A 23,055-nucleotide genomic window follows, 5' to 3' on the forward strand; every position below is an offset into this window, starting at 1 on the left:
TCGCGCAACGGGGGCCACGCGGCGGGCGGCATGCGAGAGGGCGGAGGCGGGCCCGTGGAGCGCGCAGGCGTCGCGCGGCTTGACACCCCCCCGCCCCCCGGTCTTGAAGGGCGGGCCAGAGGAGTGCCCGATGACCCAGACCCCGACCGCCGCTACGAGCCGCCCGACGAAGACGATCCTGCGCGCGCTGGCGGGCGAGCGGCAGGCGGTGCCGCCGGTCTGGATGATGCGCCAGGCCGGGCGCTATCTGCCCGAATACCGCGCGACCCGGGCGCAGGCGGGCGATTTCCTGTCGCTGTGCTATGCGCCCGAACTTGCCGCCGAGGTCACGCTGCAGCCGATCCGCCGCTACGGCTTCGACGCGGCGATCCTGTTTGCCGACATCCTGCTGGTGCCGCAGGCGCTGGGGCTGGACCTGTGGTTCGCGCCCGGCGAGGGGCCGCGGCTGTCGACGGTGACCTCGGCTGCCGATCTCGCGGCGCTGAAGCCCGCCGCGGCGATCCACGACACGCTCGCCCCGGTCTACGAGACGGTGCGGATCCTGTCGCGCGAGCTGCCGGCCGAGACGACGCTGATCGGCTTCGCGGGCGCGCCCTGGACGGTGGCCACCTACATGGTCGCCGGCCGCGGCACCCCCGACCAGGGGCCGGCGCATGCGTTCAAGGCCGCAGACCGCGCCAGCTTCACGGCGCTGATCGACCGCATCACCGAGGCGACGATCGACTATCTGTCGATGCAGGTCGAGGCCGGGGCCGAGGTGGTGAAGCTGTTCGACAGCTGGGCCGGCAGCCTGACGGGCCGGGATTTCGACGACTTCGCGCTCGCGCCCGCGCGGCGGATCATCGCGGCGCTGAAGGCGCGCCACCCGGGCCTGCCGGTGATCGCCTTCCCGCGCGAGGCGGGCCCGCGCTACGAGGGCTTCGCCCGCGCGGTCGGGGCCGACTGCGTGGCGCTCGACAACTCGGTCGACCCGGCCTGGGCGGCGGCGCAGGTGCAGCGCGACGGCTGCGTGCAGGGCAACCTCGATCCCCGGCACATGGTGACGGGGGGCGCGCCGCTGGTCGAGGCCACCCGCGCCGTGGTCGAGGCGTTCCGCGGCGGGCCGCACATCTTCAACCTCGGGCACGGGATCACCCCCGATGCCGATCCCGAGAATGTCGCGCTGATGATCGAGACGATCCGGAACGGCTGAGGGTCAGGGTACCCGAGGGCGGACCGGGGGCCAGCCCCCGGACCCCCGGGATATTTGGACAAAGTCGAGAGGCGAGGTGTTGGAGAGGCCGCGTGTCGGGGCGGCCCGTCGCGGCGCGGCCTGTGTAGGGGCGGCCCGTGTAGGGGCGGACCGTGTCGGGGCGATCAGGTTTCGGGCAGCATCCGGCGCAGGAGCGCGCGCGCTTCGGACCAGCCGGCGACGCCCTTGGCGGGGCGCACCTCGACGTCGCGGATCATGCCGAATTTCGCGACGAGCCCGGGCCGGATCGAGACGCGGATCAGCCCGTCGGCGATGTCGATCGCCTCGATCGCGTCATGGGCGCCGAAGATCTCGTCCGAAACCTCGAGCCAGACCGGGCCGGTGCCCGGGGCGCCGTCCTGCTGGAACAGGATGTAGCCGTCCTCCTCGTCCTCGGAGACGGCGAAGCCGACGATCGTGTTCTCGGCATCGGTCTCGGCGGTGCAGATCTCGGCGCGGATCTCGATGTCGGCCATGGCGGGGCTCCGGGTCCTGTGGGTGTCGCGGGCGGTTCGGCGGCCCAGATAGGGCGGCGGCGGCGGCGGCGCAAGGGTCAGAGCTTGAGCGCGAGCCAGAGCGCGACCGGCACCAGCGAGAGGCTGAGCGCGCGGCGCAGCGCCCGCTCGGTCGTCGGGGTCTCGAGCAGGCGCCGCGCGAAGCCCGCGAGCGCGACGATCGCGGCATGGATCGCGGTGGCGGTGGCGACATAGGCCAGGGTCAGGGTCAGCGTGCCGTCGGGCCCGGCCAGGAAGGCGGGCAGCACCGAGAGGTAGAACACCGCCGCCTTGGGGTTGAGCAGGTTGGTCACGAGGCCGCGGCGGAAGGCGCGCCGGGCCGAGACCCGCGTGGCCCCGGCCGGGCCGCCGGCGCTGCGCCAGCCGTCCCAGGCGAGGTAGAGCAGGTAGCCGACCCCGGCCCAGCCCATCGCGTGGTAGAGCGCAGGGCTCGCCGTCACCGCCGCCGCGGCGCCGAGCGCCGCCGCAAGGCCGATCGCCCCCAGCCCCAGCGCCACGCCCGCCACCGCCGCGAAGCCCGGCCGGCGCCCCTCGGTCGCGGCGACGACGGCGAGCCAGGCCATGTTCGGCCCCGGCGTGAGCTCGATCAGCGCCGAGGCGAGCAGGAAGGCGGCGAGCGTGTCGGAAGAGACGCCGCCCAAGGGGTCAGATCCACTTCGCGAGCGGCGGCAGGCTCATCAGCACGGCATTCGCATCATGGCCCGATTCCAGCCCGAACTTCGTGCCGCGGTCGTAGACGAGGTTGTATTCGGCATAGAGCCCGCGGTGGACGAGCTGGGCCTCGCGGTCCTCGGGGGTCCAGGGGATTTCGCGGCGGCGCTCGACCAGCGGCTGGAAGGCGGGCAGGAACGCCGCGCCGACCGCGCGGGTGAAGGCGAAGTCGGCCGCGAAGTCGCCGGTGTTGAGGTCGTCGTAGAAGATGCCGCCGACGCCGCGGGCCCGGCCGCGGTGCGGGATGAAGAAATATTCGTCCGCCCAGGCCTTCAGCCGGGCGTAGCGGCCGGGCTCGGCCGCCTCGCAGGGGGCGGCGAGGGTGTCGTGGAACCAGGCCGTGTCCTCGGGGTAGGCGAGGCAGGGATTGAGATCGGCGCCGCCGCCGAACCACCAGGCATGCGGGGTCCAGAACATCCGGGTGTTCATGTGCACCGCCGGCACGTGCGGGTTGCGCATGTGCGCCACCAGGCTGATGCCCGAGGCCCAGAACCGCGGGTCCTCGGCCATGCCGGGCACGCCGCGCGCGGCCATCGCCTTCTGGGCCCGCTCGCCGAGGCTGCCGTGCACGGTCGAGACGTTGACGCCGACCTTCTCGAACACCCGGCCCTCGCGCATCACGCTCATCAGCCCGCCGCCGGCATCGCCGCCGTCGGGCGCGGTGCGGCGGGTCTGCGACAGCTCGAACCGGCCCGGGGCGCGCGCCTCGGCGCCATGGGCGGGGCCGTCCTCGAGCGCCTCGAAGGCGGCGACGATCCGGTCGCGCAGGCTGCGGAACCAGGCCGAGGCCTCGGCCCGCTCGGTGGCGAAGGCGGCCGCGGTTTCGGAAGCTTCGGTCATTGGGGGCGGTCTCCGGCACTCGGTCGCATCGGCCCTGACTAGCACCGCGCCCCCGCCCGGCCAAGACCCGCGCGACGGTGCGGCAGGCCGCGGCGGGCGCCCGGCCCGCGAGCGGGCGGGCCGGCAGGGCGATGCGGCGGCCTTCGCCGCGCGGGCGTTCGGGTTTGCCTGCCGGGGCCGGCGATCCCGGTCCATCCGACCGGCGGCGCTGGCGGGGCGCGTGCACGCGCGGGCGGTGCCTGCCGACAGCCCCCCCGCGCCCTGCCCGCAGGCCCTGTCCTGCGCAAGGGGGACGTCATTCCCGTCGTCCCCGTGCCTGTCATCCCCGGCGCGCCCGGGCAAGGGCCCGCGCGGCGGGGCCGCGGGCCGCCGCGCCGCCCGGTCTGCGCGCAGGCGGGCGGACAGGGCAATGCGACGGTCTTCGCCGCGCGGGCGCTCGGTTTGGCCCGCCGGGGCCAACGATTCCGGTCCGTGCGACCGGCGGCGCTGGCGGCGCTGGCGGGCGCGCGGGCGGGCGCGTCCGGCCGGGATGTCGCCCTGCCGTCGCGACCCCCGGCCCGCCCGCCGGCGTCCGTCCCCTTGCCGGGGTCGCCTCAGCGGGCTGCTTGGCGGGGCCGGTCCCCCGCCGCCTCCGCGCGGTCTGCGCGAGGGGAGTGGCAATCGCCGCGCCGAGCGATATGATCGCGGCAACGGGCCGGCCCTCGGCCCGCCGGGAGGTCTGGAATCGATGCGTCACGCCCCGAAGCGCCGGGTGATCGCCGTGCTGGCGCCGCTGGCGCTGCTCGCGGCCTGCGCGACGCCCCCGCCCGAATGCCGCACCGACACCGTCACCCGGCTGCGCAGCCTCGACGCGCTGATCGCCGAGACCGAGGGCAATCTCGATCGCGGCTTTGCCCGGGGCGATGGCGCCACCGCGGCGGGGCCGCGGATCTCGACCGGGGTCTGCCTCGGATCGGGCGGGCGGATCGGGATGTCGGTCTGTTCCTCGGGCGGGACCGGCCGGGTGCCGGAGCGGGGCCCCCGCGCCATCGACCCCGCGGCCGAGCGCGCCAAGCTCGAGAGCCTGCGCGCCAGCCGTGCCCGCCTGCTTGCCGCCGACCCCAATGCCCTCGCCCTGTGTGGCGTCGCCCTTGCCGGGCGCTGAACCGATAGGTCCGATCCCATGCGCCTGAGCCCGCTTCTTGCCCTGCCGCTGATCCTTGCCGCCTGCGCCACGCCGCAGGAGCGCTGCATCGGCCGCGTCACCCGCGATCTCGACACGCTCGACCGGCTGATCGCCGAGACCCGGGCCAATGTCTCGCGCGGATTCGGCTACGAGACCTACCAGACGACGCGGACGCGCTGGGTGCAGTGCTGGGACCGCGACGTGGTGCGCGGCCGCGACGGCCGGCGCGAGGTGATCAGCGTGCCGCGGATGTGCCTTGACGATTATGTCGACACCGTGGAGCGGCCGGTGGCGATCGACATCGGCAGCGAGCAGCGCAAGCTTGACGAGATGGTGAAGAAGCGCGCCGAGCTGGCCAAGCGCAGCGCCGCCGGGGTGCAGGCCTGCCGGGTGCAGTATCCGGGCTGAGACCGGGGGCCGGACTGGCCGGCGTGGACGGGCCGGGATGGGCTGGCCGGGATGGGCTGGCCAGCGCGGACGGGCGGGGCCGGACAATCGGAGGCGGGCGGTCGCGGTCGTGGCCGGCCGGCGGGATCCGCCGCGGCATCGGCCGCGGGGCCCGCGGACCCGTCCGCCCGTCGGGCCTTAGGTCGGGCCGCCTCTCTCATGCGGGGTGCCGGCGGGCCGGGGCGCCCGCGTCGGCGCTTCGGCGAAGGGGCGCGCCGGGATGGGCGGCCCCTCGGTGGTCAGACTTTCAGTGGGCGGGCCTTCAGTGGGCAGGCACGCCGACGGGGTCGATCAGCGTGCGGCCGCCGTCGACGGTCAGGATCTGGCCGGTGACGAACGAGGCCGCGTCCGAGGCGAGGAACTGCACCGCCTCGCAGATCTCGGCGGCGGCGCCGATGCGGCCGAGCGGCGTGCCGGCGGCGATCTGGTCGCGCCAGTCCTCGTGTTCGCGCAGCGCGGTCTGCAGCGAGGCGCTCATCACGCTGCCGAAGGCCACGGCATTCACCCGGATCCGCTGCGGCGCATAGGCCACCGCCAGCGACCGCGTCGCCTGGTCGAGCGCCGCGACGGCGATCGAATAGGCCAGCAGCTCGGGCTGGGTGCGCTGGGCTGCGATGGTCGAGAGGTTGACGATCGCGCCCGCGGGGCCGGTCGCCTCGGGGTCGTCGGCGGCCTGCGCGGCCATCCGGCGCGCGACCAGCTGCGACAGCCGCAGCGTCGCGCCGAGGTTCTGGCGCAGCATCTCCTCGAGCGGGGTGTCGTCGGGCGACATCGGGTCCGAGAGCGCCATCTGGCGGCTGGCGTTGACCAGGATGTCGATGCGGTCGAAGGCATCGACCGTGGCCGAGATCAGGTTGGCCATCGTCAGCTTCTGGCACAGGTCGCCGGTGAAGAACCGCACCGGCCCCTCGTCGCGCGGGTAGTCGGAAAGCTCTGCCTCGAGCCGCGCCTCGTCGATGTCGACGAGCATCACGTTGGCCCCCTTCTCGACGAAATGCCGCGCGATGGCGAGGCCGACCCCATTGGCCGCGCCGGTGACGATCGCGGTCTTGCCGGATATCGAATAGCTCATGAAGGTCCCTGGCCGCGGTGCCATGCGGGGCACCCGAGCGGCATCTTAACGTGTTTCAGCGCCGGCCGCGACTGGCCGGCGCGCGCCGGGCCGGCGCTGTGGCCGCCGCGCCGCGCTGGCGCAGAGGCTTGGTGGCGAGGAACAGCTTGAAGCGGCCGTCGCCGCCGATCTGGCGATGCTCGAGGAAGGCCGCGGCCAGCTCGGCCTCGTAGGGCAGCTGGCGGTTGGCGACCATCACGAGGCTGCCCGAGGGCGCAAGCATCCGCGCCGCGGCGGCGATGAAGGCCGCGCCGAGGCCAGGCTCGGCGCTGCGGGTGCCGGCATGGAACGGCGGGTTCATCACCACCCAGTCGAGCGCGCCCTCGGGGCGCCAGCCGGTGGCGTCGGCCCAGTGAAAGCGGGCACGCGGGTCGGTGACATTCTCACGGGCGCAGTCGAGCGCGACCTGGTCGGCCTCGACGAGGTCGAGCCGCTTGACCTTCGGCTGCGCGAGCACCTGCGCCGAGAGCCAGCCCCAGCCCGCGCCAAGGTCGGCGACCTTGCCCGACAGCTCGGGGAGCGCCGCGGCGAGCAGCGCCGATCCCGGGTCGATCCCGTCGGCCGAGAACACGCCGGGGCGGGTGACGAAGCCCGGCGCCGCCTCGGACGCGCCGTGGCGCCAGTCGTCGAAGCCCGGGCCCGCGGACAGGGCCAGCGTGCGGCCATGGGCCTTGCTGGTCACCGCGCCGACCGCGGCGCCACGGCGGGCCAGCGCCTTCTGCATCGCCTCGATCCCGTCGGTCTTCTGGCCGTCGACCCAGACCGGCGCGCCGGGGGCGCAGCGGGCCATGGCCTCGGCGACCAGCGCCTCGGCGGCGGCGCGGGCGCGCGGGATCAGGACCAGCGCCGCGGCATGGCCCTCGCCCTCGGGCATGGCCGTGACCGCGAGGCCGCGGGCGGCGAGCGCCGCGTGATCGGGGGCGAAGGGCTGCACGAAGCGGCAGCGGCCAAGCGGCAGGGCCGAGAGGTCGGCCGCCGCGCCGGCGCCCAGCACGAGGATGGTCCCCTCGGCGGGAAGGGCCGCCCCGTCATCCAGGGCAAGGGTCAGTCTGCTGTCGGTCATCCGGTCCACGACCCGCGCGGCCCCTGCGGGGCCCGGCGCGGTGCCGTCATTCCTTTTCCATCGTGCATTGCAGCGGGTGCTGGTGACGGCGCGCGAAGTCCATCACCTGGGCCACCTTGGTCTCGGCGACCTCGAAGCTGAAGACGCCGACGACCGCCAGCCCCTTCTTGTGCACGGTCAGCATGATCTCGAACGCCTGGGCGTGGGTGAGGCCGAAGAACCGCTCCAGCACATGCACCACGAATTCCATCGGCGTGTAGTCGTCGTTCAAGAGCAGCACCTTGTAGAGCGGCGGGCGCTGGGTCTTCGGACGCGTGCGGGTGATGACCGAGGCGTCGTTGCCGGGGTCATTCGTCCCATTCGAATTGATCCAGGGTGTCTGGCTCACCGCTTCCGCTCCGTATCGGATTCGTCTTGTCGGGGTTCGAATGCCCAATATAGGCGCCTTGCGCCAGCGGGGAAGCCCCGCTTTGGTGCGAATCCGACCGAAACCGCGCTGCTTTCGTGCCGCGTACCCCCGATGACCCGTGACGGCGGGTGCCGATCCGCCCCGCCAGCCCCCCGAACCCGAGGCCCCCGATGACAGCTGCCCCCACCCTGGTCGCCTTCGATGCCGACGACACCCTGTGGCACAACGAGCGCTTCTTCCGCCTGACCCAGGACCGCTTCGCCGCGCTGCTGGCCGACCATGCCGAGACCGGCGATCTCGACGCGCGGCTGCTGGCGGCCGAGCGGCGCAACGTCGGCCTCTACGGCTTCGGGGTGAAGGGCTTCACCCTGTCGATGATCGAGACCGCCGTCGAGGTGACCGGCGGCCGCCTGCCCGGCTTCGTCGTGGCCGAGATCCTGGCCGCCGGGCGCGAGATGCTTGCCCATCCGATCGAGCTTCTGCCCCATGCCCGCGACGCGGTGGCCGCGGCGGCGGACGGCGGCCACCGGGTGATGCTGATCACCAAGGGCGACCTGCTCGACCAGGAGCGCAAGCTGGCGCAATCGGGTCTGGGCGAGATGTTCGACGCGGTCGAGATCGTGTCGGACAAGACCGCGCCGACCTACGCCCGGATCTTCGCGCGGCACGGCCAGCGCCCCGACCGGGCGATGATGATCGGCAACTCTTTGAAATCGGATGTCATTCCCGCGATCGAGGCCGGGGCCTGGGGCGTGCACGTGCCCCACGACCTGACCTGGGCGCTGGAACATGCCGAGCCGCCGCGCACCGCCCCGCGCTTTGCCGAGATCGCCGACCTGTCGGCCCTGCCGGCGCTGCTGCCGCGACTGGCCGAGTGATGCCTGCGTTTTGAGCAGCCCCGGATCGCGCCTATGGTGGTCGCCATGCGCGGGAACACCAGATGTAGGAAGGGCGCGACTCGTTTTAAGAAACCCGAAAAACCCTTTGAAAGAAGGGTGTTTTCGCGTCTGGAATGACGTGTTAGCATCGCGCCAAACAACCGGCAGAAGACCGGTGGGAACGAGCCCCGAGGCGATCGGGGTCGAGGCAGTGAAAGGCTAAACAGTGGGCAGGCTTCCCGGGCAGTGGGCACTCCACAGCTTCGTGCCGCTTATCGCGGCACTTATCGTGATGACGACATCTGCGATGGCGGCGCCCTATGCCGCCTATGTCATGGATGCGCGCACCGGCGAGACGCTGTATTCCGAGAATGCCGACACCCGCCTGCATCCGGCCTCGCTGACCAAGATGATGACGCTCTACCTGGCGTTCCAGGCGATCGAGCACGGGCAGATCACGCTGGACACCCCGGTGACGATCACCTCGAAGGCCGCGGGCCAGGCGCCGTCGAAGCTGGGGCTGCGCTCGGGTCAGCGGATCGCGCTGCGCTACCTGATCCGCGCCGCCGCGATCAAGTCGGCCAACGACGCCGCGATGGCGATCGGCGAGGCGATCGGCGGCGACGAGGACGGCTTTGCCGCGATGATGAACGCCACCGCGCGCCAGATCGGGATGAAGAACACCACGTTCAAGAACCCGAACGGCCTGACCCGCGAGGGGCACCTGTCGACCGCGCATGACATGTCGATCCTCGGGCGGCACCTGTTCTACGACTATCCCCAGTACTACAACATCTTCTCGCGCCGCTCGGCCGATGCCGGGATCGCGCCGGTCTATTCGACCAACGCCAAGTTCCTGAACGCCTACAAGGGCGCCGACGGGATCAAGACCGGCTACACCTCGGCCGCGGGCTTCAACCTGACCGCCTCGGCCCAGCGCGGCAACGTGCGCATCATCGCCACGATCCTCGGCGGCCAGTCGACCGCCTGGCGCAACAGCAAGATGGCCGATCTGCTGGACATGGGCTTTGCCCGCGCGCCGAAGTCGGCCCCGGTGCAGAAGCCGTCCGAACCCGCCTTCGTGGCCAAGGTCGACGACGGGCTGCCGATCAGCCCGACCGGCGCCGGCAAGACCATCCGCCTGCAGGTCGCCGTCGAGAAAAGCCTGCGCCCGATCGCCCGCCCGGGCAACCTGAACGCCGCCCCGCCCGAGATGCTGGTGGCGATGAGCGACGGCATCGACGCGGCGCTGGCCGCCGTGCAGCCCGCCGCCGCCGAGGCCGCCGTCGCCCCCGATGCCGCCATCGCCGAGATGGGTGACGAGGAGGCCGAAGCGCTGGGCGAGGCGCCGGTCGCGGTCGCGGGCGTCGCCGATCTGCGCCCCGAGGCGCGGCCCGCCGACCTGATGCCCGACCCCGCCCCGCCCGCCGCCGAGCTGGCGGCGCTGGTGCCCGACGCGGCGACGCCCGCGCCGATGCCGGCCGAGGTGCGCGCGGAGATCGCCGCGCTCGACCAGGTGCAGGAGGCGACCGAGACCGTGGCCGCGGCCCCCGTGGCAGATCCGGCCCCCGCCCCGGCGACCGGCACCGCCGTCGCGCTGTTCCAGTCGACCGCGCCGCAGCCCGAGACGCTGGAGCTGGCCGAGACCATCGGCACCGAGCCCGCCGCCCCGGGCGTCGAGCCGCCGCCCTCGCGCCCCGGCATGATCATGCTGGTGTCGTCGCAGGACGGCGCGGGCGACATCGCCGGCGCGCCGGAACTCGAGGTCGTCAGCCGCGCCTCGACCTCGGGCGGGCGCCACTACGGGATCACGATCGGGCACTATGCCTCGCGCTACAATGCCGAGCGGGCGCTGCTGCAGACCGCGCTGACCGAAAGCGCCACGCTGGGCGAGAGCCTGCGCAAGGTCGTGCCGAACAAGGGCGGGTACGACGCCAACTTCGTCGGCCTCTCGGACGAGATGGCCGCCGCCGCCTGCCGCCGCTTCGAGGCCCGCGGCCGGGAATGCACCGTCGTCGGGCCCTGACCCAGGGTCGGGCAGACGGGCGCAGGATGCGGCGCACCGGATCGACGGGCCCTTCGGGGCCCGTTGTCGTTTGCGGCGCCGCTCGCCTCAGGGTTTCGGGTGATCGTCCCAGTCGGGGGCCAGGATGCGCTGGGCATCGCCCTTGGGATCGTCGTACTGCCGGGCGCGCAGGCTCCACACGAAGGCCGCGAGCCCGAGGCCGCCGAGGCCGAGCGAGACCGGGATCAGCAGGACGAGCATCTGCATCGCGTTCTCCTAGCGCAGCCGCAGCGCGTTCAACGACACGCTGAGCGAGCTGAGGGACATCGCCACCGCGGCGGCGAGCGGCGTGGCGAAGCCCGCCAGCGCCAGCGGCACCGCGATGGCGTTGTAGCCCAGCGAGATCGCGAAGTTCTGCTTGATCAGGGACCGGGCGGCGGCGGCAAGCCGCACCGCGCCCGCGACCGGCGCGAGATCCTGGCCCAGCAGCACGATGTCCGAGGCCGCCCGCGCCGCATCCAGCGCCGAGGCCGGCGAGATCGAGGCATGGGCCAGCGCCAGCGCCGCGGTGTCGTTCAGCCCGTCGCCGATCATCAGCACCTTCGCGCCGCCCTCGGCCAGGCGCTGCAGGTGGCGGGCCTTGTCCTCGGGGCGCTGGCCGGCGTGCCAGTCGTCGATCCCCAGCCGCGCCGCCAGTTCCGCCACCGCCGGGGCGACGTCGCCCGACAGCAGCGCCACCCGCTTGCCCTGCGCCCGCAGCGCCGCCACCGCCGTCTCGGCGCCGGGGCGCAGGCGGTCGGCGAAGGCGATCTCGACCGGGGGCGCGTCGCCGATGGCCAGCCAGGTCGCGCTGCGCCCCCCCGGCGCGAGCCCCAGCCACTCGGCGCGCCCGAGCCGCAGGCGGGTGCCGTCGAGCCTCCCCTCGACCCCCTGCCCCGCGATCTCGCGCAGCCCGGTGACCGGGGCGGGCACGGTGTCTTCGGCCAGCGCGGCCGCGAGCGCCTGCGCCAGCGGGTGCGACGAGGCCCGCGCGAGCGCCAGCGCCGCGGCCCGGCCGGGCGCGGGCAGCGCCGCAAGATCCGCGGGCACGGGCGCGCCAAGGGTCAGCGTGCCGGTCTTGTCGAAGACCACGGTGTCGATCTCGGCCAGCCGCTCGAGCGCGGTGGGGTTCTTGATCAGCAGGCCGCGGCGGAACAGCCGGCCCGAGGCGGCGGTGACGACCGCCGGCACCGCGAGCGCGAGCGCGCAGGGGCAGGTGATGATCAGCACCGCCACCGCGACGTTCAGCGCCAGCCGCAGGTCGCCGCCCGAGGCCCAGAGCCAGCCGGCGAAGGCCGCGGCCGACAGCGCGTGCACCACCGGCGCATAGGCCCGCGCCATCCGGTCGGCGAGCGAGGCATAGCGGTCGCGCGCCCCCTCGGCGATCGCGACGAGGTCCGCCATGCGGTTGAGGCTGGAGTCGCGCCCGGCCGCGGTGACGGTCACCGTCAGCGGGCCGGTCAGGTTGACCTCGCCGGCCGCGACCGCGGCGCCGGGCGCGGCGGCCACCGGCCGGGTCTCGCCGGTCAGGAGCGAGCGGTCGAGTTCCGAGGCGCCCATCAGCACGACGCCGTCGCAGGGCAGCCGCTGGCCGGGCCGGACGAGGACCCGGTCGCCGGGACGGAGCGCGGCGATCGCCACCTCCTCCTCGCCGGTCGCGGTCAGGCGATGGGCGCGCGGCACCTCGAGCGCGGCCAGCTCCTCGGCCGCGGAGCGGGCGGCGGCGCGGGCGCGGTATTCGAGGTAGCGCCCGGTGAGCAGGAAGAACGACAGCATCACCGCGCCGTCGAAATAGACCTGATGGCCGTGGTTCGCGGTCTCGTAGAGCGACATCGCCGAGGCGAGCACCAGCCCGAGCGAGACCGGCACGTCCATCCCCAGCCGGCGCGCGCGCAGCGCCGCGAGGGCGCCGGCGAAGAACGGCTGGCCGGCGAAGGCCACCGTCGGCAGCGCGATCGCGGCCGAGATCCAGTGGAACATGTCGCGGCTCGCGCCCTCGGCGCCGGACCAGACCGCGACCGACAGCAGCATGATGTTCATCATCGCGAAGCCCGACACGCCAAGCCGCATCAGCAGGTCGCGGCCGCGCCGGTCGGTTTCGGTCAGCCGCAGCGCGTCGGGGTCGAGTTCGTGCGCCTCGTAGCCGGCGCGGGCGAGCACGGCGACCAGATCGGGGGCGGCGACGCCGGGCGCGGCCTCGACCGCGACCTGGCGGCGCGACAGGTTCACCCGCGCCGAGGCGACGCCGGGATGGGCGGCGAGTGCACGTTCGACATCCGAGATGCAGGCCGCGCAATGCGCCGTCGGCAGCGACAGCATCAGCCGCGCCCGGCCGGGCGGCTGGCGGGCGAGCACCTCGGCCGCGGGTGCTGCGGTGCAGGCCGGGCAGGCCGAGATCGCTGCGGCCATCGCGCTCAGCCCCCGACCGTCATGTCGAGCCGCTGGCGGAAGACGGTGCCGTCCGCGGCCCGCGCCTCGAGGTGGATCAGCCAGGCGCCCGGGGCGAGCGTCACCGGCGCCGACCAGGCCTGGCCGTCGAAGGCGAAGGCGGGGGACGTATCCTCGCGCGCCTCGGTCTTGCGCCCGACGAGGGCAGAGAGCGCGGCCACGCGCGCGGGCCGGCCCTGCGCGTCGCGGATGTCGAGGATCAGCCGTCCGGCGGCATAGCGGTGCGTCAGCCGCCAGCCCAGCCGCTGCTGCGCGGCGCGGTCGGCGTCGAAGGTCTGGCTTGCGACATAGGAATTCGCGACCTCGAGCCCCGGGAAGGTCGTGACCGCCTGCACCGCCATGTAGACGTTCACGGCGATGATCACCGCGAAGGCCGAGACGGTGATCGCCAGCACCTTGCGGCCCGTCAGCGGCCTGCCCGGATCTTGCTGCGCCTGCATGTCAGTTCCCCCGTCCATGGAACACGGTGTCGGTTCCGACCCGGTCGCGGCTGGCCGTGTCCTCGATCCAGATCGCGATGTCGCTTCTCTCGGTGGTGGCCCCCGGCGAGCCCGCCGGCGCGACGAGGTAGAGCCGCACCTCGCCCGTCGCGTCGGCGGGCACGCGCACGGTGGCGCCCTCGGCCCCCTCGGCGGTCACGGTCAGGCCCGGCAGCCCGTCGGCCGACAGCCGGAAGTCGCGCGGCGCGGCCTGCTTGTTGCGCAGGCGGATCTCGTAGGTGTTGCGGATCGCGCCGTCGGCGAGGGTGACGAACAGCGGGTTGCGCACCGGGGCCACGTTGACGTCGAAGGGCGAGCGCAGGAACAGCGCCACCACCAGTCCGACGCCGATCCCGGCCCAGAGCGTGGTGTAGACCAGCGTCCGGGGCCGGAAGACGTGGCGCCAGAGCTGCCGCGGGTGGCCGCCGGCGCGTTCGACCGCCTCGTCGCGCAGCGCGAGATAGCCGACGAGGTCGCGGGGCTTGCCGATCCGGTCCATCGTGTCGTTGCAGGCGTCGATGCACAGCGCGCAGGTGATGCAGGCCAGTTGCTGGCCGTCGCGGATGTCGATGCCCATCGGGCAGACGTTCACGCAGGCCCGGCAGTCGATGCAGTCGCCCGCGCCCTCGGCCCGCAGCTTGCCGCGCGGCTCGCCGCGCCAGTCGCGATAGCTGACGGTCAGGGTGTTCTCGTCCATCATCGCGGCCTGGATCCGCGGCCAGGGGCAGGCATAGATGCAGATCTGTTCGCGCGCGAAGCCGCCGAAGGCGAAGGTGGTCGCGGTCAGGATCGCCATGGTGGTGTAGGCCACGGGATGGGCCTGGCCGGCGAGCAGGTCGCGCGCCAGCGTCGGCGCGTCGGCGAAGTAGAACACCCAGGCGCCGCCGGTCGCGAGCCCGATCACCAGCCACAGCGCCCATTTCGTCAGGCGCAGCCGCGCCTTGCGGGCATCCCACCGCTGGTGCCAGAGCCTGAGGCGCGCGTTGCGGTCGCCCTCGACCCAGCGTTCGACGAGGATGAAGAGATCGGTCCAGACCGTCTGCGGGCAGGCATAGCCGCACCAGACCCGGCCCAGCGCCGCCGTGAACAGGAACAGCCCGAGCCCGGCCATGATCAAGAGCCCCGCGACGAAGTAGAATTCGTGCGGCCAGATCTCGATCATGAAGAAGAAGAACCGCCGCCCCGCGAGGTCGACCAGCACCGCCTGGTCGGGCATGCCCGGACCGCGGTCCCAGCGCAGCCAGGGCGTGACGTAGTAGATCCCCAGCGTCACCGCCATCAGCACCCACTTCAGCCGCCGGAAGCGGCCCGAGACGCGGCGGGGGAACACCGGCTCGCGCGCGGCATAGAGGCTGGGGGCAGGCTCGGTCGAAGACATCGCGGACCTCGGGCAGGTTCTGCGGATGTCTTCGCGCGCCGGGCCCGGCGCGGCCTTGACGCAGATCAAGCGGGGGCGAGAATGTCGTGCGGCCGTTGCAGCTTTGGCCGCCGCGGGCGGCCGACCGGCCGGCCCGTGCGCCCGGCGGCGCGATCCGCGCGACGGCGCGCGGGCGCGCCTGCGGCGGTCCGGAACGGCGCGACCGGCCGGGGCGGGTGCCGCAGCCGGGTCATGCCGTTCGGGGCCGTCGCNGGCCGGCCCGTGCGCCCGGCGGCGCGATCCGCGCGACGGCGCGCGGGCGCGCCTGCGGCGGTCCGGAACGGCGCGACCGGCCGGGGCGGGTGCCGCAGCCGGGTCATGCCGTTCGGGGCCGTCGCGGCCGCGCGGGGATCAGTTCGAGCTGCGCTTGGCCAGTTCGGCACTGATGATGAAGAAGGTGTCGGCGAGCCGCTTGGTCTGCATGTCCGAGACGACCTCGGCGCGGGCGTAGGGCAGCAGGTCCTTCTTCATCCGCTCCAGATCCTCGCGCTCCATCGACGCGGCCTTGAGGATCGTCGCCTGCACCTCGTCGGCGTCGAGCGCCATCGGGCGCCAGGTGCCGTTGCTGGCCGAGGTCGCGGTGGCCGAGGCGGGCTTGGCCTCGTGCGCGGGATTGGCGGCCATCGTCCCGACGACGGCGGCGGTGGTGATCGCGCCCAGTCCGAGGACCCCGGTCGAGATGGCGAACCAGTCGATCGCCAGTGCCCCGTCCTCGGCGCGCATGAAGCGCTTGATTGCCTTGATCAACATGCGTTCTGCATCCTGTTGCTAGCGACGGGCTTCTGCCTGTCGCGGGTCTTGCATCCTTCCTGCCGGGCGATCTGGGCAAGAAAGGGGCGAATCAATGCCGCAACCCGGATTTCAGGCGAAAAAACGTTGGCCCCGCAGCTTTCGCGACGGGGCCACAGAAAGAATGCGCGCCGTTTTCCGAAAATGCGCGACAGGCGGAAACGGCGCGCCGTCCCGGCGCCCGCCGGCCGCAGGGGGGTGCGCATGGCCGCAGGCGGGACCGGCCGCCCTGGTCACTCGCCGCCGCCCAGCGCGTGGACATAGCTGGCCACGGCGCGGATCTCGGCCTCGGACAGCCGGTCGCCCCAGCTTGGCATCACGCCGAAGCGCGCGCCGCTCACCGTCTCGGTCAGGGTGGCGACATCGCCGCCATAGAGCCAGATCGCGTCGGTCAGGTCGGGCGCGCCCTGCGCCCGGTCGCCGGTGCCGTCCTCGGCATGGCAGGCGGTGCAGTTGTCGGCGAAGACCGCCGCGCCCTCGGCCGCGAGGGCCGCGTCGGCCTCCTGCCCCGAGATCTGGCGGACGTACTGCACCACCGCGGCGACCTGCGGCCGCTCCAGAAGCCCGTCGCGACCGAAGGCCGGCATGGCGGAATAGCGCGCCTCGGGATCGGTGCCGTTGCGGATGCCGTGGGTGACGGTGGTGTGGATGTCTTCGAGGCTGCCGCCCCAGAGCCAGTCGTTGTCGAGCAGGTTCGGATAGCCCTTCGCCCCGCCCGCCCCCGCGCCGTGGCACTGCGCGCAGGTATTGGCGAAGATCGACGCCCCGGCATTCTGCGCGAAGCCCGACAGCGCGGGGTCGTCGGCGATCGCGGCCAGATCGACCGAGGCGAGGCGCCCCTCGATCCCGGCATTGGCCTGCGCGACGCGCTCGATCTCGGCCGCGACCTCGCCGCGGGTCGAATAGCCCAGCAGGCCCGCGGTCGCGCCCGAGATCATCGGCCAGGCCGGGAAGGCGACCGTGTAGCCGATGCCCCAGACGATCGTGGCGTAGAAGGTCCACAGCCACCAGCGCGGCAGCGGGTTGTCGTATTCGCGGATCCCGTCCCATTCGTGCCCGGTCGAGGGCACTTCGGGCTTGGTCGTCTTCGGATGGGCCATCACGCGGCCTCCTTCGTCGCGGGCGCCGCCTCGGGGCGGGCCTCGTTGCGGAAGATCAGGGTCGAGGCGGCGTCATGCGCCTCGCGACGGGCGCGGCCGGGCCAGCAGGCCCAGAGGATCGCGCCAAGGAAGAACAGCGTCATCGCCAGCAGGAACCAGCTGTCGGCGAAGGCGCGGAAGCTGTGGTAGTCCATGGCCCCCTCCCCTCAGCGGCTGGCGTCGGGGGTGAAGGTCGAGAAGTCGACCATCGTGCCCAGCACCTGCAGGTAGGCGATGAGCGCGTCCATCTCGGTCACGCCGGGCTGGCCGTCGAAATTCGACACGGTCGCGTCCGGGTAGCGCGCGAGCAGCCCGTCGGTATCGGCATCGGGATCGGCCTGCGCCTCGAAATCGGCGCGGGCGAGCGCGATCATCTCCGACGTGTAGGGCACGCCCACCACCGACTGGGCCCAGAGGCTGTCGGCGATGTGCCTGGGCTCGAGGTCGCGGTGCGACAGGAACCCGTATTTCGGCATCACCGATTCCGGCACCACCGACTGCGGGTCGGTCAGGTGGTCGACGTGCCAGGCGTCGGAATAGCGCCCCCCCACCCGGGCGAGGTCGGGCCCGGTGCGCTTGGACCCCCACTGGAACGGGTGGTCGTACATCGACTCGGCCGCCAGGCTGTAATGGCCGTAGCGTTCCACCTCGTCGCGCATCGGGCGGATCATCTGGCTGTGGCAGACATAGCAGCCCTCGCGGATGTAGATGTCGCGACCCGCGAGTTCGAGCGGCGTGTAGGGGCGCACGCCCTCGACCTTCTCGATCGTGTTCTCGAGGTAGAAGAGCGGCGCGATCTCGACGATGCCGCCGATGGTGACGACGAGGAAGGACCCGATCAGCAGCAGCGTCGCGTTCTTCTCGAGGATGGCGTGTTTGGTCAGGACTGACATCGGACGCTCCTTATTCCGCGGGAACCAGGCCGGCCGCGCCGGCATCGGCCTTGGCCGGCTGCCACTTCACGGTCGCCCAGAGATTGAAGGCCATGATCAGCCCGCCGGTGAGGTAGAGCGCGCCGCCCAGCGTGCGGATCACGTACATCGGGTACTTGGCGGCGACGGTGTCGGCGAAGGCGTTGACGAGGAAGCCCTGCGCGTCGACCTCGCGCCACATCAGCCCCTCCATGATCCCCGAGACCCACATCGCGGCCGCGTAGAGCACGATCCCGATCGTCGCGAGCCAGAAGTGCCAGGACACGAGGGTGAGCGAGTAGAGCCGTTCGCGGTGCCACAGGCGCGGGGTGAGGAAATAGAGCGCGCCGAAGGTGATCATGCCGTTCCAGCCGAGCGCGCCGGAATGGACGTGGCCGATGGTCCAGTCGGTGTAGTGGCTGAGGCTGTTGACGGCGCGGATCGACATCATCGGCCCCTCGAAGGTCGACATGCCGTAGAAGCCGACCGCGACGACCATCATCCGGATCACCGGGTCGGTGCGCAGCTTGTCCCAGGCGCCGGACAGCGTCATCAACCCGTTGATCATCCCGCCCCAGCTGGGCATCCACAGGATGACCGAGAACACCATCCCCAGCGTCGAGGCCCAGTCGGGCAGCGCGGTGTAGTGCAGGTGGTGCGGACCGGCCCAGATGTACAGGAAGATCAGCGCCCAGAAGTGGATGATCGACAGCTTGTAGCTGTAGACCGGGCGCTCGGCCTGCTTGGGGATGAAGTAGTACATCATCCCCAGGAAGCCCGCGGTCAGGAAGAAGCCGACGGCGTTGTGGCCGTACCACCACTGGGTCATCGCGTCCTGCACGCCGCCGAACAGCTGCACCGAGGTCGAGCCGAAGAGCGAGACCGGCACCGCGAGGTTGTTCACGAGGTGCAGCATCGCCACGGTGACGATCATCGACAGCAGGAACCAGTTCGCGACGTAGATGTGCGGCTCGCGCCGCTTCAGGATCGTGCCCAGATAGACGGCCAGGAACGCGACCCAGACCACGGTCAGCCACAGGTCGACGTACCAGACCGGCTCGGCATATTCCTTGCCCTGCGTGCCGCCGAGGACATAGCCCGTCGCGGCCAGCACGATCACCAGCTGATAGCCCCAGAACACGAACCAGCCGAGGTTGCCGCCCCAGAGCCGCGCGGCCGAGGTGCGCTGCACGATGTAGAAGGCCGACATGATCAGGGCGTTGCCGCCGAAGGCGAAGATCACCGCCGAGGTGTGCAGCGGACGCAGGCGCCCGAAGTTCAGCAGGCCCTCGGCCCAGACGAAGTTCAGGGCCGGGAAGGCAAGCTGGGCGGCGATCACCACCCCGACGAGAAAGCCGACCACGCCCCAGAAGGTCGTGGCGATCACGCCCGCGCGCACGACGGCGTCGTCGTATTCGGCCTGGCTGGGCAACGGGCGCGGCTCGCCCGCGCGGCGCAGGTAGTAGAGGAAGGTGATCGCCGCCGCGAGCATCACCTCGACGGCATTGGCGAGATAGGCGGCGTCGCGGGCGTAGTTCGCCGCGATCGCGGCGAGGACCGCGATGGCGGCAAGCGCCACGAGCTTCGTGAAATCCCACATGGTTCTGTCCCTTTCGCGATCCGGTCCGGCCGATTCGGGCGCGGCCCCGGCCGGGGTGCGCTGGACAGGTGATGCGGTCACGCGGGCGTGAGGGCCTTGATCTGCGTCAACCGCGCCCCCCGCCGGGCCAGGATGACGCGCCGGAACCGGGCGCCGGGGCGCGCGCGGGTTGATCGGGATCAATTTGGTTAATTGGCGTACAGTTTAAGAATGAGTCGTCTGAATGCAGAGCCTTAGGAGGCCGAGATGAGCTACCGGACCATTCTCACCGTCGTCACCGATGCCAGCGCCGCCACGCAGCTGGACGCGGCCATCGAGTTCGCCCGCGCGGAAGAGGCGCATCTGAGCCTGCTGGGTCTGGGCGTCGATGCGACCATGGGCGGCTACTACTTCGATGCCGGCAGCGCGATCGTGCAGCGCGAGGCGATCGAACATGCGCAGGAACAGGCGGCGGCGACCGCGGCCGCGCTGCGCGCGCGCATGGCGCGCGAGGACATCCGCTGGTCGGTGGAAAGCGCGATCGCGCAGTTCGGCAGCCTGCCGGCGCTGGTGGGCCGCGCCGCGCGCTTTGCCGACCTGGTCGTGCAGACCCGCCCCTACGGCGCCGGCCGCACCGCCGATGCCGAGGCCGTGGTCGAGGCCGCGATGTTCCAGGGCGGCGCGCCGGTGATGATCCTGCCCGATGCGGGGGTGTCGATCCCGCGCGCGCCGAAGCGGGTGGTGCTGGCCTGGAACCAGTCGAGCGAGGCGCTGGCCGCGATCCGCGCCGCGCTGCCGCTGCTGAAGACCGCGGGCGAGGTCGCGATCGTCGTGGTCGATCCCGGCACCTGGGCCGACCGCGAGGATCCGGGCGGGTCGCTGTCGCAATGGCTTGACCGGCACGGCGTCAGCACCGAGATCTCGGTGCTGGCCAAGACCGCGCCGATCTCGGACGTGATCGCGCGCTTCTGCCGCGAGACCGGGGCCGACATGCTGGTGATGGGGGCCTATGGCCATTCGCGCCTGCGCGAGGCGATCCTGGGCGGGGCCACGCGCAACATGCTGGAAAAGACCGAGCTTCCGGTCTTCATGGCCCACTGAACGGCCAGAAGGACAGCCGCGGCCGCCGCGGGCGGGCGCCGGGTCAGTCGATCCGGCGCCAGCCGGCCGGGTCCTCGACGAATTCCGAATGCGGCCCCTCGGCATAGCCCGGGCCCGCCTCGGTCGCGATCCAGCGGGTGACGCGCAGGTGGCTGGGATGCGGCGCGACCAGGTCGATGACGTTGAAGTCGTTCTCCTGCCCGCGCAGCCGGGTCGAGGTGCCGGTCCCGGCCTGCACCAGCAGCATGGTGCGCCGGCCCTCGCGCATCTCCTCGGCCGCGGCGCCCCAGGCGTGCAGGTGCCCGGCCAGCACGAGGTCGGCGCCGGCATCCGCCAGCGCCTTCGCCGCCCAGTCGGCCTTCGGCATCGGCTCCTTGGTGGCGCCGGGCGGGTGGTACAGGGGATGGTGCATCACCACGACCTTCAGCGTGCCCTCGGGCGCTTCGGACAGCCGCTGCACCGCCAGCGCCAGGCTGCGCCGGCGCACCTTGCCCCGCTCCCAGGCGAAGGGATCGGCCGTGTTCATCCCGATCACCCGCATCCCCGGCAGGTCCAGCATCGGCTCCAGATCCGCCGAGATCTCTTCGCGATAGAGCGCGAAGGGCCGCAGGAAGCGCTGCAGCGGCCGGTCGAGCGGCACGTCGTGGTTGCCCGGCACCACCAGCACCGGCTGCGGCAGCGAGGCCATCAGGTTCGCGGCCTCCTCGAACTGCCATTCGCGCGCGCGCTGGGTCAGGTCGCCCGAGACGATGGTCGCGTCGGGCGCAAGGTCGCGCGCCGCCTGGATCAGCGGCGCCAGCAGTTCGGGCCGGGTGCGGCCGAAATGCAGGTCGGACAGGTGCAGAAGCCGCGTCATGGTCAGGCGGCGCTGCCTTCGCGGCGCCGGTCGTCGAGCGCCTCGGGCGCGACGGCGCCCCCTGCCCCCGGCTCGACCGCGATGCGGTTCGACACGCCGGCATGGGCCTCGACCGCCTCGTCGGGGGCCAGCACGTTCAGCGCGCCGGTCAGCATCCGGAAGCGGAACGGCGCCGTCATCCGGTCGCGCTCGCCGTCACGGGCGATGGTGCGGCGGCGGCGGCGGGTCTCGATCACGATCTCCGAGCCGCCGAGCATCTCGAAATCCTGCCCCGGCATCGCCCGGCCCATCGCCAGCTTTATCGCGAATTTCACCAGCTGCCAGCGCGAGCCGTCGGGGGCGAGGAAGACGGCGAACTTGCCTTCGTCAAGGAATTCGCGCCCGGGCAGCTTGAACTCGTCCAGCTGGTAGCCGTTGGCGGCGACGAAGACCATCGGCGTGCGCAGCCGGCGGGTGCGGCCGTCGATCGTCACCTTCATCAGCGAGGGGCGGCGGAAGCGCGCGATGGTCGAGACCACCGACCAGTAGGCCGCCACCCGCGACCGCCCCCAGCGGCCATAGACCGCCTCGCGGTTCTCGAGGATCGCGGCGTAAAGACCGAGGCTCGCGTTGTTGAGAAACAGCTGCCCGTTCACCTCGCCGACCGAGATGCGCTTGGGCTTCGAGCCGGTCAGCGCCTCCATCGCCGCCACCGGCTCCTGCGGGAAGCCGAGCGAGCGCGAGAAGTAGTTGAACGTGCCCATCGGCACCACGCCCATCGCGGTATCGTGGCCGACAAGCTGCGAGGCGACCGCGCAGACCGTGCCATCGCCGCCCGCGGCGAGGATCGCGCGAAAGCCGTCCTTGCGGGCGCGCTCGGTCTCCGCGGTCAGCTTGCGCGGGTCGCGGATGGTGCGGATCTCGACCTTGCCGCCAAGCCGGTCGAGCACGGGCGCCAGCAGCCCGTCCAGCTTCGCGGCCTTCTTCTTGCCGGAGCCGGTGTTGGCGATGATGCAGATCGGGCCTTCCATCTGGGCGGGGCTCCTGTGCCGTGGGGTCGCGGGGGCAACGCCGCCTTCCGGCGGGGGGTTCCCTTGGCACATGGGGGCCGATGCTGCGGGTGCAAGTGCCTGACGCGATTGCGCCCCCTGCCCGCGGCGCCGATCGGCGCGGCGCTCAGGGGGCGGGCAGCGGCTCCCGGCCCGCATCGGTCAGCAGCCAGCAGTCGCGCCCCTCGAACACCGCGCAGACCAGCGCCCGGCCATAGCCGGCGCCGCCGTCGAGGTTGACCCGGTTGCCGTGGTGGCACGCCCGGTCAAGCGCGGTATGGCCGTGGACGACGAGGAAGCCGTGGTCGCGCGGATCCTCGAGGAACGGCTTGCGGATCCAGACCCGGTCGGTTTCGGTCTGTTGATCGAGCGGCACGCCGGGGCGGATGCCGGCATGCACCAGCAACAGCTCGCCGCGCCGGATATGCGCGGGCCGGCTTGCCAGCCAGTCGCGGTCCTCCTGCGGCACGGCGGCCAGCGCCTCGGCATGGACCTGGGGAACCGGGCGGTCGCCGGGGGCGCGGATGCCGTAGGAGGCCAGCGTCGCGTCGCTGCCCAGCCGCGGATGCAGCCAGCCGAGATCCGCATCAAGCCCCGGGTCGCGCGACCACGGATCGGCAAGCCAGCCCAGGAACATCCGGTCGTGGTTGCCCTTCACCGCGGCCCAGGGCTCGCCCGCCGCGATCCCGCCGCGGATCCGCGCGATCACGCCCGCGCTGTCGGGGCCGCGGTCGACGAGGTCGCCGAGGTGGATCACCGGCGCCTCGGCATCGCCGGTCAGCGCGCGGTCGGCCGCGATCCGCGCATGGGCCTGATCCAGCCGGGCCAGCTGGCCGTGGATGTCGCCGACGGCATAGGTGCGCAGGGTCATCGCGGGGCCTTTCCTCATGCGAA

At 72.6% G+C, this 23,055-nt stretch carries 24 protein-coding genes; 6 read left to right on the plus strand and 18 right to left on the minus strand.

Going from position 1 to position 23,055, the window contains the following annotated elements; translation table 11 throughout:
• The first annotated feature begins 130 nt into the window (after positions 1 to 130).
• Positions 131 to 1,192 carry a uroporphyrinogen decarboxylase gene (hemE, locus tag V8J39_RS07015; protein ID WP_336460120.1) on the plus strand — a complete coding sequence of 354 codons (1,062 nt, stop codon included), beginning with the start codon at positions 131 to 133 and terminating at the stop codon, positions 1,190 to 1,192.
• 164 nt (positions 1,193 to 1,356) lie between these two features.
• Here the strand turns inward: hemE and V8J39_RS07020 are convergent, their stop codons facing one another.
• The 3 genes from V8J39_RS07020 to hemF all read right to left on the minus strand — a co-directional run bounded on the left by V8J39_RS07020 (position 1,357) and on the right by hemF (position 3,297).
• Entirely contained in the window at positions 1,357 to 1,707 is a 351-nt protein-coding gene (locus V8J39_RS07020; RefSeq protein WP_336460121.1) for a hypothetical protein, read from the minus strand.
• A 77-nt stretch (positions 1,708 to 1,784) separates the two neighbouring features.
• Entirely contained in the window at positions 1,785 to 2,387 is a 603-nt protein-coding gene (locus V8J39_RS07025) for a LysE family translocator (RefSeq protein WP_336460122.1), read from the minus strand.
• Between the two features lie 4 nt (positions 2,388 to 2,391).
• On the minus strand, positions 2,392 to 3,297 hold the full coding sequence (gene hemF, locus V8J39_RS07030) for an oxygen-dependent coproporphyrinogen oxidase (protein WP_336460123.1): 906 nt from the start codon (positions 3,295 to 3,297) through the stop codon (positions 2,392 to 2,394).
• A 727-nt stretch (positions 3,298 to 4,024) separates the two neighbouring features.
• On the opposite strand from hemF, the gene V8J39_RS07035 reads away from it, so the two are divergent.
• On the plus strand, positions 4,025 to 4,441 hold the full coding sequence (locus V8J39_RS07035; protein WP_336460124.1) for a hypothetical protein: 417 nt from the start codon (positions 4,025 to 4,027) through the stop codon (positions 4,439 to 4,441).
• Positions 4,442 to 4,459: 18 nt separating this feature from the next.
• Positions 4,460 to 4,870 (plus strand): hypothetical protein, encoded by a 411-nt coding sequence (locus V8J39_RS07040; protein ID WP_336460125.1) that lies wholly within the window; start codon positions 4,460 to 4,462, stop codon positions 4,868 to 4,870.
• Between the two features lie 301 nt (positions 4,871 to 5,171).
• Here V8J39_RS07040 and V8J39_RS07045 read toward each other — a convergent pair whose 3' ends face one another.
• Genes V8J39_RS07045 through clpS form a run of 3 tightly spaced genes read right to left on the minus strand, consistent with a single transcriptional unit; the run spans position 5,172 to position 7,471 of the window.
• On the minus strand, positions 5,172 to 5,981 hold the full coding sequence (locus V8J39_RS07045; RefSeq protein ID WP_336460126.1) for an SDR family NAD(P)-dependent oxidoreductase: 810 nt from the start codon (positions 5,979 to 5,981) through the stop codon (positions 5,172 to 5,174).
• Between the two features lie 55 nt (positions 5,982 to 6,036).
• Positions 6,037 to 7,083 carry a class I SAM-dependent methyltransferase gene (locus V8J39_RS07050; RefSeq protein WP_336460127.1) on the minus strand — a complete coding sequence of 349 codons (1,047 nt, stop codon included), beginning with the start codon at positions 7,081 to 7,083 and terminating at the stop codon, positions 6,037 to 6,039.
• A 46-nt stretch (positions 7,084 to 7,129) separates the two neighbouring features.
• Positions 7,130 to 7,471, minus strand: a complete 342-nt coding sequence (gene clpS, locus V8J39_RS07055; protein WP_336460128.1) for an ATP-dependent Clp protease adapter ClpS — start codon at positions 7,469 to 7,471, stop codon at positions 7,130 to 7,132.
• Positions 7,472 to 7,662: 191 nt separating this feature from the next.
• Here clpS and V8J39_RS07060 point away from each other — a divergent pair, with 191 nt between their 5' ends.
• Positions 7,663 to 8,370 (plus strand): HAD family hydrolase, encoded by a 708-nt coding sequence (locus V8J39_RS07060; RefSeq protein ID WP_336460129.1) that lies wholly within the window; start codon positions 7,663 to 7,665, stop codon positions 8,368 to 8,370.
• A gap of 292 nt (positions 8,371 to 8,662) precedes the next feature.
• A complete protein-coding gene (locus V8J39_RS07065) occupies positions 8,663 to 10,396 on the plus strand; it encodes a D-alanyl-D-alanine carboxypeptidase family protein (protein ID WP_336460218.1) in 1,734 nt (577 codons plus the stop codon).
• A gap of 87 nt (positions 10,397 to 10,483) precedes the next feature.
• Here V8J39_RS07065 and ccoS read toward each other — a convergent pair whose 3' ends face one another.
• The 9 genes from ccoS to ccoN all read right to left on the minus strand — a co-directional run bounded on the left by ccoS (position 10,484) and on the right by ccoN (position 19,197).
• Entirely contained in the window at positions 10,484 to 10,642 is a 159-nt protein-coding gene (gene ccoS / locus V8J39_RS07070) for a cbb3-type cytochrome oxidase assembly protein CcoS (protein WP_336460130.1), read from the minus strand.
• A gap of 9 nt (positions 10,643 to 10,651) precedes the next feature.
• Positions 10,652 to 12,823 carry a heavy metal translocating P-type ATPase gene (locus tag V8J39_RS07075; protein ID WP_336460131.1) on the minus strand — a complete coding sequence of 724 codons (2,172 nt, stop codon included), beginning with the start codon at positions 12,821 to 12,823 and terminating at the stop codon, positions 10,652 to 10,654.
• A 5-nt stretch (positions 12,824 to 12,828) separates the two neighbouring features.
• Positions 12,829 to 13,302: a FixH family protein gene (locus tag V8J39_RS07080; RefSeq protein ID WP_336460132.1), complete on the minus strand. Its 474-nt coding sequence runs from the start codon at positions 13,300 to 13,302 to the stop codon at positions 12,829 to 12,831.
• A gap of 1 nt (position 13,303) precedes the next feature.
• On the minus strand, positions 13,304 to 14,719 hold the full coding sequence (gene ccoG, locus V8J39_RS07085; protein ID WP_336460133.1) for a cytochrome c oxidase accessory protein CcoG: 1,416 nt from the start codon (positions 14,717 to 14,719) through the stop codon (positions 13,304 to 13,306).
• Between the two features lie 390 nt (positions 14,720 to 15,109).
• Entirely contained in the window at positions 15,110 to 15,508 is a 399-nt protein-coding gene (locus V8J39_RS07090) for a hypothetical protein (RefSeq protein WP_336460134.1), read from the minus strand.
• Between the two features lie 272 nt (positions 15,509 to 15,780).
• Positions 15,781 to 16,647, minus strand: coding sequence for a cytochrome-c oxidase, cbb3-type subunit III (ccoP, locus tag V8J39_RS07095; protein ID WP_336460135.1), 867 nt, complete (start codon positions 16,645 to 16,647; stop codon positions 15,781 to 15,783).
• Complete coding sequence (locus V8J39_RS07100; protein ID WP_336460136.1) at positions 16,647 to 16,841, minus strand: cbb3-type cytochrome c oxidase subunit 3; 195 nt, start codon at positions 16,839 to 16,841, stop codon at positions 16,647 to 16,649. Before V8J39_RS07100 ends, ccoP begins: the two co-directional genes overlap by 1 nt.
• A 12-nt stretch (positions 16,842 to 16,853) precedes the next feature.
• Positions 16,854 to 17,579: a cytochrome-c oxidase, cbb3-type subunit II gene (ccoO, locus tag V8J39_RS07105; protein WP_336460137.1), complete on the minus strand. Its 726-nt coding sequence runs from the start codon at positions 17,577 to 17,579 to the stop codon at positions 16,854 to 16,856.
• Between the two features lie 10 nt (positions 17,580 to 17,589).
• Positions 17,590 to 19,197 (minus strand): cytochrome-c oxidase, cbb3-type subunit I, encoded by a 1,608-nt coding sequence (gene ccoN, locus V8J39_RS07110; protein WP_336460138.1) that lies wholly within the window; start codon positions 19,195 to 19,197, stop codon positions 17,590 to 17,592.
• Between the two features lie 246 nt (positions 19,198 to 19,443).
• Here ccoN and V8J39_RS07115 point away from each other — a divergent pair, with 246 nt between their 5' ends.
• The gene (locus V8J39_RS07115) at positions 19,444 to 20,277 is read left to right on the plus strand and encodes a universal stress protein (RefSeq protein WP_336460139.1); all 834 of its coding nucleotides are present in this window, start codon (positions 19,444 to 19,446) and stop codon (positions 20,275 to 20,277) included.
• Between the two features lie 43 nt (positions 20,278 to 20,320).
• Here the strand turns inward: V8J39_RS07115 and V8J39_RS07120 are convergent, their stop codons facing one another.
• From V8J39_RS07120 to V8J39_RS07130, 3 genes are all read right to left on the minus strand, one after another.
• Positions 20,321 to 21,133, minus strand: coding sequence for a metallophosphoesterase family protein (locus V8J39_RS07120; RefSeq protein ID WP_336460140.1), 813 nt, complete (start codon positions 21,131 to 21,133; stop codon positions 20,321 to 20,323).
• 2 nt (positions 21,134 to 21,135) lie between these two features.
• Positions 21,136 to 22,143, minus strand: a complete 1,008-nt coding sequence (locus tag V8J39_RS07125) for a diacylglycerol/lipid kinase family protein (RefSeq protein ID WP_336460141.1) — start codon at positions 22,141 to 22,143, stop codon at positions 21,136 to 21,138.
• A gap of 145 nt (positions 22,144 to 22,288) precedes the next feature.
• Complete coding sequence (locus V8J39_RS07130) at positions 22,289 to 23,026, minus strand: metallophosphoesterase (RefSeq protein WP_336460219.1); 738 nt, start codon at positions 23,024 to 23,026, stop codon at positions 22,289 to 22,291.
• Between the last annotated feature and the right edge of the window lie 29 nt (positions 23,027 to 23,055).

This window comes from Frigidibacter sp. MR17.24 (assembly GCF_037095655.1).
In the GTDB taxonomy this organism is placed as follows: domain Bacteria; phylum Pseudomonadota; class Alphaproteobacteria; order Rhodobacterales; family Rhodobacteraceae; genus Frigidibacter.